Origin of the sequence: Pseudomonas sp. UV AK001, from assembly GCF_046097675.1 — a bacterium.
GTDB classification, from domain to species: Bacteria; Pseudomonadota; Gammaproteobacteria; order Pseudomonadales; family Pseudomonadaceae; genus Aquipseudomonas; species Aquipseudomonas kribbensis.
In genome coordinates this window covers 227833-240435 of the sequence record NZ_JBJUVZ010000005.1, presented here as the reverse complement: position 1 = coordinate 240435, position 12603 = coordinate 227833, and the positions used below count along the sequence as shown (strand labels likewise).

The window sequence follows — 12603 nt, the reverse complement described above, 5'->3', positions numbered from 1 at the left end:
TTACACCTTCGACACAAGAGGACGGCCCAGCAGGCCCTGAGGCCGGAAGACCAGAACAAGTACGAGCAGCGAGAAGCTGAACACGTCTTTGTAGTCGGAGTTGACCAGGCCCGAGAACAGCGACTCGGAGATCCCGAGGATGATCCCGCCCAACATGGCGCCAGGCAGCGAGCCGATCCCGCCGAGCACTGCGGCGGTGAACGCCTTGATGCCGATGACGAAGCCTGCGTAGAAGTCGAACGTGCCGTAGTTCATGGTGATCAGCACGCCGGCCAGGGCCGCCATCGCTGCACCGATGATGAACACGTAGGAAATCACGCGGTCGGTGTTGATCCCCAGGATCGAGGCCATCTTGCGGTCTTGCTGGGTCGCGCGGCACATGCGGCCGAGCTTGGTGTACTTGATCACATAGGTCAGCAGGCCCATCCCGACGAACGCCGCGACGAGAATGAAGATCTTGGTGTAGGTCAGCTGGACGAAGCCCGAACCGACGTCGATGCGCCACGCACCGGTGAGCAGCGTCGGAACACCCTGTTGACGGGCGCCCTGGCTGATCTGGGCATAGTTTTGCAGGATCAGGGAGATACCGATGGCGCTGATCAGCGGAGCCAGTCGGGTGGAGTTGCGCAGTGGTTTGTAGGCGATGCGTTCGATGACCCAGCCATACACCCCCGTGACGACGATGGTGAAGACCAGTGTGCCGAGCATCAGCAGCGGGAAGGATTCGATACCGAAGTAAGCCAGCAGAGCCAGACTGATTGCCGCGAGGTAAGCGGAAATCATGTAAACCTCGCCGTGGGCGAAGTTGATCATGCCGATGATGCCGTAGACCATTGTGTAGCCGATGGCGATCAGGCCATAGACCGACCCGAGGGTCAGGCCGTTGACCAGTTGCTGCAGGAAAATACCATCCATAACGCAATCTCACGCAGTGAGAACCTGCACACCCGGGGGCGCGCGGTTCTTCTAGGAAAAATACAGATTTACGTCGGAGCAATGTCAGCCACGACCGGACTGCCCCCACAGGAGTTCTGCGGAGGTCAGCCGATCGCGTCAGCCCTTACTTCTGTTTTTCCAGCTGGTGATATTTGCCGGTTGCGTCCCACTGGTAGACCACGTAGTCGGAGACTTTCAGGTCGCCCTTGGCGTCCCAGGTCTTCTCGCCCATCACGGTTTTCACAGGGTTGGCTTTCAGCCATTTGGCAGCGTCTTCGCCCTTGTTGGACTTGGCGCCGTTGAAGCCGGCGGCCAGGGCCTGAACAGAGGCGTAGGCGTACAGGGTGTAGCCTTCAGGCTCGGTGCCGGCCTTGCGGAAGGCATCCACGACAGTCTTGCTTTCCGGCAGCAGGCGCGGGTCGGCGCCGAAGGTCATCAGCACGCCGTCGACGTATTGCGGGCCGCCAGCGGTGGTCACCAGTTCGTCGGTCACGATGCCGTCGTCAGACATGAACTTCACATCTTTCAAGCCTTCGGTGCGCAGTTGCTTGACCAGTGGACCGGCTTCCGGGTGCAGGCCGCCGAAGTAGACCACGTCGGCACCGGCCGCGCGGATCTTGGTGACCACGGCGCTGAAGTCTTTCTCGCCACGGGTCAGGCCTTCGTACAGCACCGGCTTCACGCCGCGCTTTTCCAGCTGTGCCTTGGTCGCATCGGCCAGGCCCTGACCGTAGGTGTCCTTGTCGTGCAGCACGGCCACTTTCTTGCCCTTGAGCACGTCGACGATGTAGTCGCCGGCCACGATGCCCTGCTGGTCGTCACGGCCGCACATACGGAACATGGCGCTCAGGCCGCGCTCGGTCACCTGCGGGTTGGTGGAACCCGGGGTGATCGCAATGATGCCGGCTTCGTCGTAGATCTCGGACGCAGGAATGGTGGAGGAAGAGCAGAAGTGGCCGACCACACCGGCGACTTTCTGGTTGGTGAGGTCCTTGGCGACCGTCACCGCCTGTTTCGGTTCGCAGGCGTCATCGCCTTTGACCAGGACGATTTTCTCCCCGTTGACGCCGCCCGCCGCGTTGACCGCATCGGCCGCCGCTTGTGCCCCCTTCATGTACTGCTCGCCAAATGCCGCGTTGGCGCCAGTCATGGGGCCCGCCACACCGATTTTCACATCAGCTTGTGCAAACGCAGAAACACCCAGCGCAGTAGCCACTGCGAGGGCCAGAAAGCCTTTCTTGTAAAACGTCTGGGACATGAGGTGGTGCTCCAAGGTTTTTTTTAGTTGGCACTGCGACTTCACTGGATTGCTCAGAGCAAGGGCCGTGCCATCGGTTTTTTATTCTTCAAAAAGTCGCTGCTTTCTTGTTATTTCGACTGTTTCGTTCCCATTTTCATTGGGCGTGCAACCGTCTAAACCGCGGAAGGTGAAACCATTTGTTTTTTCAGGCGCAACCCGCACGCGCCATCATTGCAACCGCGGCGCCAAACGACGTGCAACCAGCCTGTAACAGCCCGCGTCACCGAACTGCACACTGCTGGTGCGGGACTGCTACAACCCGCACCATTACAGGCTAGTCGCTACATCGAAAAGCGCCGCTTCCGGCAACATATTTCAACACTCAGATGACGATGCGCAGGCACTGGCCCGCGTGATACAGCGAGAACCCGGCCTCGTACAGGCAACTGCGCAGGCCAACGCCTGTCAGGGGCTGCATCGGTGCAAAGGGAATCGGCAAGGCCTGAGGATTTCCGTTACACAGGTAGTCGGCGAAGGCTTTGCCGACCACGGTGCCGGTGGTCACGCCACGGCCGTTGTAACCGGTGACGGCCACCAGTCCCGGCGCCGGCTCGAACAGGCGCATCAGGTGATCGGGAGTGAAGGCAATGCGCCCGGTCCAGGTGCATTCCCATTCGACGGGCTTGAGGTTGGGGAAGTAATGCTGCTGCACCCGGTCGGCCCAGGCCTTGAGAAACCAGGTCGGTTTCTGATTGCCGTTACCGAGGCTGCCCAGCAACAGACGCCCGTCCTTGTCGCGGCGGATGCTGCTCAACACCTGGCGGGTATCCCACGAGCCCTGCCCGCCCGGGAGGATTTCCTGAGCCGCATCTTCGGTGAGCGGCACCGAAGCGACCTGATAGTAGTAACCGGGAAAGAAATTGCGTTTGAGCTCGGTCCAGTCGCCTTCGGTATAGGCGTTGGAGGCGATCACCACTTGCCCGGCGAGCACCGAACCCTGACCGGTCTGCACCGACCATTGCTGGCCCTGACGTTCAAGTCGGGTGACCGGGGAATGATCGAACATCTGCCCGCCGAGCCCCGCCACGGCTTTCGCCAGCCCGGTGACATACGCCATCGGATTGAGCGTGCCGGCGCGCCGGTCGAGCAACGCGGCGGCAATCTTCTGCGTCCCGGTCGCCTGTTCACAGGCCTTGCCGGTCAGCAGTTCGACCGGCGCACCGCGGCGTTTCCACTGTTCTTCGCGACTGCGCAGATCCGCCTCGCCCTTGGCGTTGTGCGCCATGTGCAGGGTGCCTTCGCGGCGCAACTGGCAATCGATGTTGTATTTATCCACAAGGCTGAACACCAGCGCCGGCGCCGCACCGAGCATGCGGTTGAGCTGACTGCCGACCGCCTCGCCGAAGCCGGCCTCGATCTCGTCCGGCGGGATCCACATCCCGGCGTTGACCAGTCCGACATTGCGCCCGGAGCCACCCTGCCCGGCGCGATGGGCTTCGAGCACGCAGACGCTTTTGCCTTTCTCCAACAGATGCAGCGCGGCCGACAATCCGGTAAACCCGGCGCCGATCACGCAGACATCGACTTTGACTTCGCCCCTGAGCGCCGAGTTATCCGGTCGTTGCGGCGTGAGTTTTTCCCACAGACATTCTTCGCGTAACGGCATTGCCAGACTCCAACAGAAACCTAACAAACACACAGTTCAACAATGTGGGAGCGAGCCTGCTCCGGACGACGCTCCGACGAAAGCGGCGTTTCAGCCAACATTAATGTCGACTGAACCACCGCTTTCGCGGGCAAGCCCGCTCCCACAAGGGGATCTCCACTTGACCGAAGGGATCAGTCGAACGTAATGCCCTGCGCCAGCGGCAACTCCAGCGAGTAGTTCACGGTGTTGGTCTGGCGGCGCATGTAGGCGCGCCACGCATCCGAACCGGACTCACGACCACCACCGGTTTCTTTTTCACCACCAAACGCGCCGCCGATTTCCGCGCCACTCGGGCCGATGTTGACGTTGGCGATGCCGCAGTCGCTGCCGACCGCCGACATGAATTTCTCGGCCTCGCGCACATCGGTGGTGAAGATGCACGAGGACAGACCTTGCGGCACGGCGTTGTTCAGGCGCAGCGCTTCGTCGAAATCGCTGTAGCCGACCACGTACAGGATCGGGGCGAAGGTTTCGCTGCACACCACGTCGCTCTGCTCCGGCATTTCAACGATGGCCGGCGACACGTAGTAGGCATTCGGGAACTGGTCTTCCAGTTGGCGCTTGCCGCCGAACACCCGGCCGCCCTCGCTCAGCGCCTGTTCCAGGGCGTCCTGCATGTTTTCGAAGCTGTGCTTGTCGATCAGCGGGCCGATCAGGTTGCCTTCCAGCGGGTGACCGATGCGGACCTTGGAATAGGCAGCCTTGAGGCGGGTAACGATTTCTTCTTTCACCGACTCATGGGCGATCAGGCGACGCAACGTGGTGCAACGCTGACCGGCAGTGCCGACGGCGCTGAACAGAATGGCGCGCACGGCCATGTCCAGATCGGCGCTCGGGCCGAGGATCATCGCGTTGTTGCCGCCCAGTTCGAGAATGCTGCGAGCGAAGCGTGCGGCGACTTTCGGCGCCACTTCGCGGCCCATGCGGGTGCTGCCGGTGGCGCTGATCAGCGCAACACGCGGGTCATCCACCAGCGCTTCGCCGGCATCGCGGCCACCGATGATCACTTGGCTCAGATGCGCCGGGGCATCGCTGAAGTTCTTCAGTACCCGTTCAAACAGTGCCTGACAGGCCAGCGCGGTCAGTGGGGTTTTCTCCGACGGTTTCCACACCACCGGGTTACCGCAGACCAGCGCCAGCGTGGTGTTCCACGCCCACACCGCTACCGGGAAGTTGAACGCACTGATCACGCCGACCACGCCCAGCGGGTGCCAGGTTTCACGCATGTGGTGGCCCGGGCGCTCGGAGGCGATGGTCAAACCGTACAACTGACGGGACAGGCCGACGGCGAAGTCGCAGATGTCGATCATCTCCTGCACTTCACCAAGGCCTTCCTGGGTGATCTTGCCCGCTTCCCACGACACCAGCTCGCCGAGGTCGGCCTTGTATTCCCGCAGCACTTCACCGAATTGGCGCACCAGCTCGCCGCGACGCGGCGCCGGCACCTTGCGCCATTGTTCGAACGCATGATCTGCGCGACTGATGTGCTGCTCGACTTCGGCCGGGCCTTCCCAGTTCACGGCGCCGATGCGGCTGCCGTCGATGGGCGAATGCACCGGCACTTTGCCGTTCTGGTACAGGGCCGGGTTCACACCAAGACGATCAAGCAATGCGGCAACCATGGGTCACTCCTCAAGCAAAAAACTGAATGTGTGCGGTCGCGTTTTCACGACCGGGCAGGCCTTTAGTTGTAGCTTCAGGAAGGCCATGCAACAAACGACCTTTACGCGAGATATCATTCCGTTTATTCATGCTGCGCAGAAAGACAAGAAAAGGATCGCCCATGCTGAACAAACGCCACTTGCCGTCGATCACCGCGCTGCAGTGCTTCGAGGCCGTGACCCGGCACCTGAGTTTCACCCGGGCCGCCGAGGAACTGAACCTGACCCAGAGCGCTGTGAGCAAGCAGGTGGCGCAACTCGAAGAATTGCTGCAACACTTGTTGTTCCGCCGGGTACGCCGCCGTTTGCAGATGACCCCGGCCGGCGATCTGTACCTGGTGGAAGTCAGAAAAATCCTGACCCAGGTCGAGATGTCGACCCATTACCTGCGTTCCTACGGCGGCGAAACCGAAGTCCTGCGGGTCTCCACGCCCTCGACTTTCGGTGCTCGCTGGCTGGTGCCGCGCCTCAAGGGCTGGCGCCTGCGTCATCCGTCGATTCATCTGGACCTGTGCAACGAACAGGAAGCCGATGACTTGCTGCAAGGTCGCAGCGACCTGGCGTTCTATTTCGGCCAGGGTTCACGCCCCGGCACCGAGTGCCTGAAGCTGTTCGGCGAGGAGCTGGTGCCCGTCTGCGCGCCCGGCAGCCTGCCGGACACGCCGTTGACTGATCCAACGCAACTCACCGATCTGGTCCTGCTGCAGAATGCTTCGCGCCCACAGGCGTGGCACGACTGGTTCGACAGCCAGGGCTACCAGACCGAACACAGCTACCACGGCCCGCGCTTCGAAACCTTTTATATGTGCATCCGCGCCGCGCAGGTCGGCTGCGGCGTTGCCCTGCTGCCGAGGTTCCTGGTGGAAGAGGAATTGGCCGACGGCAAACTGGTCATTCCCTGGCAGCATGCAATGCCCAGCACCGACGCGTATTACCTGGCCTACCCGGAACACGCGGCGGAAGTGCCCAAGGTGCGGGATTTCGTGAAGTGGATGCTGGAGCAGATCGACAGTCCTGATGCCGACTGACCTGAGTGAAAACGCGTTGTATTGCGCCGGCTCGGCGAATCGTCACGCAATTACAAACAGGCCATCAAAAAACTTGGTTTGAGTGAGTCGCGCACGCAGGTCGTCATCGATAACCGGATCATCAACGTCATAAAGACGCACCCGGCGATAGGCATCGATCCGATTGATTTCCGGTCCCAGATACTCCCAAACGACCCGCGAACAAGCCGGAGCACGATGGTCAGCGGCGGACACACCCATTTTCAGACCGTTGAGCCGTGTGATGCAGCTTTTGAAGCTAGGTATGAGAATGGTTTGGCTGATCTCGTTCGAGGTCAGCGACTCGTAGTCGATAAGAAACAGGCGATCTCTCAGGTAGTAAGCGAACCCAACGTATCGATACCGTTCAAATTCGCCTTCGGTACCCGCGATCTGTAAGCGCTCGTTTCGCTCATAGACAATGTCTGACCCATCTTCTCGGACGTGCACCAGTGAACACAAAACCGATCCAGGCTCCGTCATAGCGTGGTAGTACTCATAGTAATAGCCGACGTGCGCCTTGAGCTCCGGCGAGGATCGTTGACGCAAGTGTCCTAGCATTCTCTGCGGTGCCGTTTGTTCATCGACGGTGCTGGCTTTCCTCGATTTCACGCCAATCAGTGTGATGAATTGCTCGGTTGGAAGAGCGATTTCAAACTCCTCAACCCCGAAAAAATCGCAGATTCTTTTCAGGTTGAAGGCTGTAGGAATGCTTTTACCGCAAAGATATTTATTGAATTGCCCACGATTAATCCGAATCTTCCTACAGACTTCTGCGACAGATCTGTAGTGACTACATAGAAGTCTTAAGTTAGCTGGAAGAAACTCCCACATAAGTATCCTTGAAACATTTTTAGAAGGCGCAACCATAGCAGCAAGTCGCATCACTTTTAAGCAACTTGCGAAATTGCATCCAGCGAAATATGGCTGGATATTACGAGCCCTGAAAGGTTTCAGGACTTAACCAGCTAATAAAAAACGCCAGCACTTTCAATAGCAAGGAGCTTTGAATGCTAGACATCATCAATGACTTTCTTACGGGAAAGGTTTTGATCCCTGTAGTCCTTGGACTGGGTAGCTATTTCACCATCCGATCACGGTTTGTCCAGTTCAGATACTTCCTGCACATGTTTACCGTTCTACTGGGCAGTTGGCGCAGCGGCAGCCACCATCTGAGTTCGTTTCAGGCATTGACCCTCAGCCTCGCCGGGCGGGTGGGCACGGGGAATATCGTCGGGGTCGGAATTGCTGTGAGCATGGGAGGCCCAGGCGCAGTGTTCTGGATGTGGATGACAGCCTTTCTCGGCATGTCGAGTAGCTTCTTCGAATGCACACTGGGCCAACTCTACAAACGTAGCGATGGGAATGGCCTGTTTCGAGGCGGCCCCTCTTGGTACATCGAGCACGGTCTGGACAAACGCTGGCTCGGAACAATTGCAGCGCTTCTACTGCTAGTGACGTTTGGATTTGCAATCAATGGACTCGAATCGCATGCAGTCTCGCACTCGTTGAAAGACGCTTTCGGTCTGGCGCCCATGTGGTCAGGACTCACATTGTCCCTCCTGCTCGGGGCAGTTTTTATTGGTGGGATAAAACGAATAGCTGCCGTAGCCGACTTGTTGGTGCCGTTGAAGGTTCTCGCTTACATCGGCGTGACGAGTTACGTGATCGTCCTGCAGTTCGATCAGGTTCCATCAATGCTGATGACTATCATCCGAAGCGCGTTCGGTCTGGATCAAGCCTTTGGTGGATTGATCGGCAGTGCAATCGTCATGGGTGTAAGACGTGGTGTGTTTTCCAATGAAGCGGGACTGGGCAGCGCTCCCAATGTCGCGTCAGTGGCGAAAGTCGACCATCCGGTGGAGCAAGGCGTCGTGCAGGCATTCAGCGTTTTCATCGATACGTTCGTGATTTGTACCTGCACGGCATTACTCATTTTGCTTTCGGGTTTCTACGCGCCGGGCTTTGAGGGTGACGGCGTTGCGCTGGCACAAAACTCGTTGGCAGCCGTGGTCGGTGAATGGGGGCGAATGTTCATCAGCGTGGTGCTGGCGCTATTTGTCTTCACTGCGATGCTCTACAACTACTATCTGGGGGAAAACAGCCTTCGGTTCATGTTTGGCGAACCCCGAAAAACGCTGTTTATCTACCGTTCGCTGGTATTGGTTCTGGTGTTCTGGGGGGCGGTAGAGGACCTTTCGACCGTGCTTGCTTTCGCCGACATCACCATGACGTTGCTGGCGCTGGTCAACCTTGTAGCCATGGCACTGCTGTTTAAAGTTTGTCTCCGGATCTTGCGAGATTACGACGAGCAGCGTCGTTTCGGAATCAAGACGCCCATTTTCGATTCCAGCAAGTTTCTTGATCTTGATCTCGACCCGCTGGCCTGGCCGCCGCAGCCAGGAGAACTACACATGATTATTCGCAGTTCGCCATCGACATCCAGTAAAGCAAGTACACAATCCGCTTAAAGAATAGAGCCGAGTGCTGAGCTATTCGACTTCGTAATGGCTCAGCAAATTAGTAAATAAAAACACCGCAACAAATCGGCTTGAAGAACAAACAGCTCTTTGAACCATACAGACAAAAATTATCAGGACGCCTCCGATGAATCGTTATTTTCCACTTAAAGCCAATGCGACCAACAGTCCAACTTATTTAATAGATACACACGCCGCTCCCGGCCAGTTGTTCGAAGATGCCTGCTTCAGAATCCGCGCTGCTGTCAGCCTTCTGGAGACCCTGACATCCGTAACCATCAAGGACATCAATGACTCAGATCTGTACCGACTGATACTTCCCGTTTATGTATTACTTCAAGATGGCGTTGACACACTCGACCAGGTTTCCTTCAAGGGAGACTTCACTCATGGCTGAAAAAGCAACCTATGCAATGCTCAGGGCAGCAATGATCAAAGCGGTTGAAACCAACCTCATCCCTAGGCATTCGCGTCTCGCAGAGTACATAAAAAGTTGGGAACGACTTGAGCTGGTCATTCAAGCCTCCCTCGATGTGTATCCCGAACAAAAAGCTGCTTCAGGAAAAAAAAAGCAAAAGCCGTCAAAAACAAAAGCAGGCCACCGAACAAAAAATCGCTAGCAATCTTCATCCAGGATATGCGCCACTAGCGCCATTGATTGATACCGCGCCAACGCGCGGCCCGTCTGGAGACCCCGTTATGAGCGAGAGTGTGTTTGCCGATCGCATCGTGCAGAACCTGCTCGACACCGACTTCTACAAACTGACGATGATGCAGGCGGTGCTGCACAACTACCCCAACGTCGAAGTCGAATGGGAGTTCCGTTGCCGTAACAGTGAAGATCTGCGCCCGTATCTGGCGGAGATCCGCTTCCAGGTCGAGCGTCTGGCCGAACTGAGCCTGAGCGCCGATCAGTTGAGCTTTCTCGAGCGCATCTCGTTCCTCAAGCCGGATTTTTTGCGGTTCCTCGGTCTGTTCCGCTTCAACCTTCGTTACTTGCACACCGGCATCGAGAACGGCGAGCTGTTCATCCGTCTGCGCGGGCCGTGGCTGCATGTGATTCTGTTCGAAGTGCCACTGCTGGCGATCGTCAGCGAAGTGCGCAACCGCTATCGCTACCGCGAAACCGTGCTGGAACAGGCTCGCGAACAGCTGTACCGCAAGTTCGACTGGCTGACCGCCAACGCCTCGTCCGAAGAGTTGTCGCAGTTGCAGGTCGCCGATTTCGGCACCCGCCGCAGGTTTTCCTACCGTGTGCAGGAAGAAGTGGTGAACGTGCTCAAGCACGATTTCCCCGGGCGTTTCGTCGGCACCAGCAACGTGCACCTGTCCCGCGAACTGGACATGAAACCCCTGGGCACCATGGCTCATGAATGGATCATGGCTCACCAGCAACTCGGCCCGCGACTGATCGACAGCCAGATCGCCGCCCTCGATTGCTGGGTTCGCGAGTACCGCGGCTTGCTGGGGATCGCCCTGACCGACTGCATCACCACCGACGCGTTCCTCGGCGATTTCGATCTGTTCTTCGCCAAGCTGTTCGACGGTCTGCGCCATGATTCCGGGGATCCGGTGCAGTGGGGCGAAAAATGCATCGCTCACTATCACAAGCTCGGCATCGACCCGATGAGCAAGACCCTGGTGTTCTCCGACAGCCTGACGCTGCCCAAGTCGCTGGAGATCTTCCGGGCGCTGCGCGGTCGGATCAATGTCAGCTTCGGCATCGGCACCAACCTGACCTGTGACATTCCGGGTGTCGAACCGATGAGCATCGTGCTTAAAATGACCGCCTGCAACGGCCAACCGGTGGCGAAGATCTCCGACGAGCCGGGCAAGACCCACTGCAAAGACCCGAATTTCGTCGCCTACTTGCGACACGTTTTCCAGGTTCCTGCCGTTTCCAGCCTTTCTAGCAAGGAGTGAATTCATGCAAGCCGTACAGCGTGAGATTGCTGAACAGCTCAACGTTCAGCCGCCGTTCGCCGACTACCAGGCCCTCGAAGCGGAAGTCGCCCGGCGCATCACCTTCATCCAGGATTGCCTGACCAGTTCCGGGCTCAAGACCCTGGTGCTGGGCATCAGCGGCGGTGTCGATTCGCTGACCGCCGGGCTCCTGGCCCAGCGCGCCATGCGTGAACTGCGCGAGCGCACCGGTGACGAGGCCTACAAGTTCATCGCCGTGCGCCTGCCTTATGACGTGCAGTTCGACGAACACGACGCCCAGGCCTCGGTGGACTTCATCGCCCCGGACGAGCGTCACACCGTCAACATCGGCCCGGCAGTGAAATCCCTGGCCAGCGAAGTCGCAGCCTTCGAAGGCAAGCACGCGGTGTCGGTGGATTTCGTGCTCGGCAACACCAAGGCGCGGATGCGCATGGTCGCCCAGTACACCATCGCCGGCGCGGCCCATGGTCTGGTGATCGGCACCGACCACGCGGCGGAAGCGGTGATGGGTTTCTTCACCAAGTTCGGTGACGGCGCCTGCGACCTGGCCCCGCTCAGCGGTCTGGTGAAAAACCAGGTCCGCGCCATCGCCCGCAGCTTCGGCGCACCGGAATCGCTTGTTGAAAAAGTGCCGACGGCGGATCTGGAAGACCTGTCGCCGGGCAAGCCGGACGAGGCCTCCCACGGCGTGACCTATGCCGAGATCGACGCCTTCCTGCACGGTGAGCCGGTGCGTCAGGAGGCGTTCGACATCATCGTCAACACCTACAAAAAGACCCATCACAAGCGGGTCATGCCGTTTGCGCCTTGAATCCAGGGCATAAAAAAAGCGTCCCTCGGGACGCTTTTTTTTGGACTGCGGTTTTCTTACTTCACAACCACTGTGCCTTTCATCATCGAGATGTGGCCAGGGAACGAGCAGAAGAAGCCGTAATCGGTGCCGGCAGCCAGTTTCGATACATCGATGGTCAGCGAGTCTTTTTCGCCGGCGCCGATGATCTTGGTGTGGGCGATGACGCGCTCGTCACCGTCCTTCAGGTAGTTCTTGTCGATGCCGGCGGCCAGGCCGTCGGTGGCGATCGGCTGCATGTCAGCGGTCTTGCTGACTACCAGGTTATGGCCCATGACGTTCTTCGGCAGGCTGCCGGAGTGGGTCAGCTCGACGGTGAAGGTCTTGCAGCTCTTGTCGATCACGATCTCCTTGGTGTTGAAGGACATCTGGTCGGTGGAGTCAACGGTGGTTTTGCACTCGGCAGCCATCAATTGGCTGCTGGCCAGCGCCAGCAGGGATACCGCAACAACTTTGGAAAACATGGTGAATCTCCAAGGCAGGGTTAACAAAAACACGAATGGTGGAAAGACTGCCTGAAATCTTCGCAAGTTCCTATGACTTGAGTCAAAAATTGTATACAACTTTCAGGCTATGACACTCATCGAAACAATCTAACAGCCAGACGTTTGGCCGGGACGTATCTTCAGGGCTCAACTCAACTGGAGCATCAGTCATGTCCTTCAACAGCCTGTTGTGCAGTCTGCTCGCCGCCTACGCCTGTGGCGCCAGCGGCACCTGTGAAACCCCGAAACGCGA

13 protein-coding genes are annotated in these 12603 nt (G+C 58.3%); 6 read left to right on the top strand and 7 right to left on the bottom strand.

Annotation, left to right across the window (positions count from 1 at the left end):
• The 5 genes from ACKLNA_RS16510 to ACKLNA_RS16490 all read right to left on the bottom strand — a co-directional run bounded on the left by ACKLNA_RS16510 (position 1) and on the right by ACKLNA_RS16490 (position 5669).
• Positions 1-915: an ABC transporter permease subunit gene (locus ACKLNA_RS16510; protein ID WP_007950661.1), complete on the bottom strand. Its 915-nt coding sequence runs from the start codon at positions 913-915 to the stop codon at positions 1-3.
• 145 nt (positions 916-1060) lie between these two features.
• Positions 1061-2194 (bottom strand): ABC transporter substrate-binding protein, encoded by a 1134-nt coding sequence (locus ACKLNA_RS16505; RefSeq protein ID WP_127796765.1) that lies wholly within the window; start codon positions 2192-2194, stop codon positions 1061-1063.
• A 364-nt stretch (positions 2195-2558) separates the two neighbouring features.
• On the bottom strand, positions 2559-3842 hold the full coding sequence (locus ACKLNA_RS16500) for an NAD(P)/FAD-dependent oxidoreductase (RefSeq protein WP_408986459.1): 1284 nt from the start codon (positions 3840-3842) through the stop codon (positions 2559-2561).
• Positions 3843-4015: 173 nt separating this feature from the next.
• On the bottom strand, positions 4016-5506 hold the full coding sequence (locus ACKLNA_RS16495) for an aldehyde dehydrogenase family protein (RefSeq protein ID WP_114881228.1): 1491 nt from the start codon (positions 5504-5506) through the stop codon (positions 4016-4018).
• 10 nt (positions 5507-5516) lie between these two features.
• On the bottom strand, positions 5517-5669 hold the full coding sequence (locus tag ACKLNA_RS16490) for a hypothetical protein (protein WP_170931610.1): 153 nt from the start codon (positions 5667-5669) through the stop codon (positions 5517-5519).
• Between ACKLNA_RS16490 and ACKLNA_RS16485 the strand changes: the two genes are divergently transcribed.
• A complete protein-coding gene (locus ACKLNA_RS16485) occupies positions 5668-6573 on the top strand; it encodes a LysR family transcriptional regulator (RefSeq protein WP_408986458.1) in 906 nt (301 codons plus the stop codon). The genes ACKLNA_RS16490 and ACKLNA_RS16485 overlap by 2 nt on opposite strands.
• Before the next feature lie 42 nt (positions 6574-6615).
• Here the strand turns inward: ACKLNA_RS16485 and ACKLNA_RS16480 are convergent, their stop codons facing one another.
• Positions 6616-7425, bottom strand: coding sequence for a helix-turn-helix domain-containing protein (locus ACKLNA_RS16480; protein ID WP_408986457.1), 810 nt, complete (start codon positions 7423-7425; stop codon positions 6616-6618).
• A gap of 176 nt (positions 7426-7601) precedes the next feature.
• Here ACKLNA_RS16480 and ACKLNA_RS16475 point away from each other — a divergent pair, with 176 nt between their 5' ends.
• The 5 genes from ACKLNA_RS16475 (at position 7602) to nadE (ending at position 11826) form a co-directional block, all read left to right on the top strand.
• Complete coding sequence (locus ACKLNA_RS16475; protein WP_408986456.1) at positions 7602-9062, top strand: alanine/glycine:cation symporter family protein; 1461 nt, start codon at positions 7602-7604, stop codon at positions 9060-9062.
• A 136-nt stretch (positions 9063-9198) separates the two neighbouring features.
• Complete coding sequence (locus tag ACKLNA_RS16470) at positions 9199-9468, top strand: hypothetical protein (protein ID WP_408986455.1); 270 nt, start codon at positions 9199-9201, stop codon at positions 9466-9468.
• Positions 9461-9691: a hypothetical protein gene (locus tag ACKLNA_RS16465; protein WP_408986454.1), complete on the top strand. Its 231-nt coding sequence runs from the start codon at positions 9461-9463 to the stop codon at positions 9689-9691. Before ACKLNA_RS16470 ends, ACKLNA_RS16465 begins: the two co-directional genes overlap by 8 nt.
• A gap of 79 nt (positions 9692-9770) precedes the next feature.
• Positions 9771-10994 (top strand): nicotinate phosphoribosyltransferase, encoded by a 1224-nt coding sequence (pncB, locus tag ACKLNA_RS16460; protein WP_114881226.1) that lies wholly within the window; start codon positions 9771-9773, stop codon positions 10992-10994.
• A 4-nt stretch (positions 10995-10998) separates the two neighbouring features.
• Complete coding sequence (gene nadE / locus ACKLNA_RS16455) at positions 10999-11826, top strand: ammonia-dependent NAD(+) synthetase (protein ID WP_007950678.1); 828 nt, start codon at positions 10999-11001, stop codon at positions 11824-11826.
• A 56-nt stretch (positions 11827-11882) separates the two neighbouring features.
• Here the strand turns inward: nadE and azu are convergent, their stop codons facing one another.
• Positions 11883-12329 (bottom strand): azurin, encoded by a 447-nt coding sequence (gene azu, locus ACKLNA_RS16450; protein WP_065258792.1) that lies wholly within the window; start codon positions 12327-12329, stop codon positions 11883-11885.
• Positions 12330-12603: the final 274 nt, after the last annotated feature.

Excerpts from the sequence above, each read along its gene's own strand:
- ACKLNA_RS16510 (WP_007950661.1), bottom strand. The coding sequence starts at position 915 with ATGGATGGTATTTTCCTGCAGCAACTGGTCAACGGCCTGACCCTCGGG.
- ACKLNA_RS16505 (WP_127796765.1), bottom strand. The coding sequence starts at position 2,194 with ATGTCCCAGACGTTTTACAAGAAAGGCTTTCTGGCCCTCGCAGTGGCT.
- ACKLNA_RS16500 (WP_408986459.1), bottom strand. The coding sequence starts at position 3,842 with ATGCCGTTACGCGAAGAATGTCTGTGGGAAAAACTCACGCCGCAACGA.
- ACKLNA_RS16495 (WP_114881228.1), bottom strand. The coding sequence starts at position 5,506 with ATGGTTGCCGCATTGCTTGATCGTCTTGGTGTGAACCCGGCCCTGTAC.
- ACKLNA_RS16485 (WP_408986458.1), top strand. The coding sequence starts at position 5,668 with ATGCTGAACAAACGCCACTTGCCGTCGATCACCGCGCTGCAGTGCTTC.
- ACKLNA_RS16490 (WP_170931610.1), bottom strand. The coding sequence starts at position 5,669 with ATGGGCGATCCTTTTCTTGTCTTTCTGCGCAGCATGAATAAACGGAAT.
- ACKLNA_RS16480 (WP_408986457.1), bottom strand. The coding sequence starts at position 7,425 with ATGTGGGAGTTTCTTCCAGCTAACTTAAGACTTCTATGTAGTCACTAC.
- ACKLNA_RS16475 (WP_408986456.1), top strand. The coding sequence starts at position 7,602 with ATGCTAGACATCATCAATGACTTTCTTACGGGAAAGGTTTTGATCCCT.
- ACKLNA_RS16470 (WP_408986455.1), top strand. The coding sequence starts at position 9,199 with ATGAATCGTTATTTTCCACTTAAAGCCAATGCGACCAACAGTCCAACT.
- ACKLNA_RS16465 (WP_408986454.1), top strand. The coding sequence starts at position 9,461 with ATGGCTGAAAAAGCAACCTATGCAATGCTCAGGGCAGCAATGATCAAA.
- pncB (WP_114881226.1), top strand. The coding sequence starts at position 9,771 with ATGAGCGAGAGTGTGTTTGCCGATCGCATCGTGCAGAACCTGCTCGAC.
- nadE (WP_007950678.1), top strand. The coding sequence starts at position 10,999 with ATGCAAGCCGTACAGCGTGAGATTGCTGAACAGCTCAACGTTCAGCCG.
- azu (WP_065258792.1), bottom strand. The coding sequence starts at position 12,329 with ATGTTTTCCAAAGTTGTTGCGGTATCCCTGCTGGCGCTGGCCAGCAGC.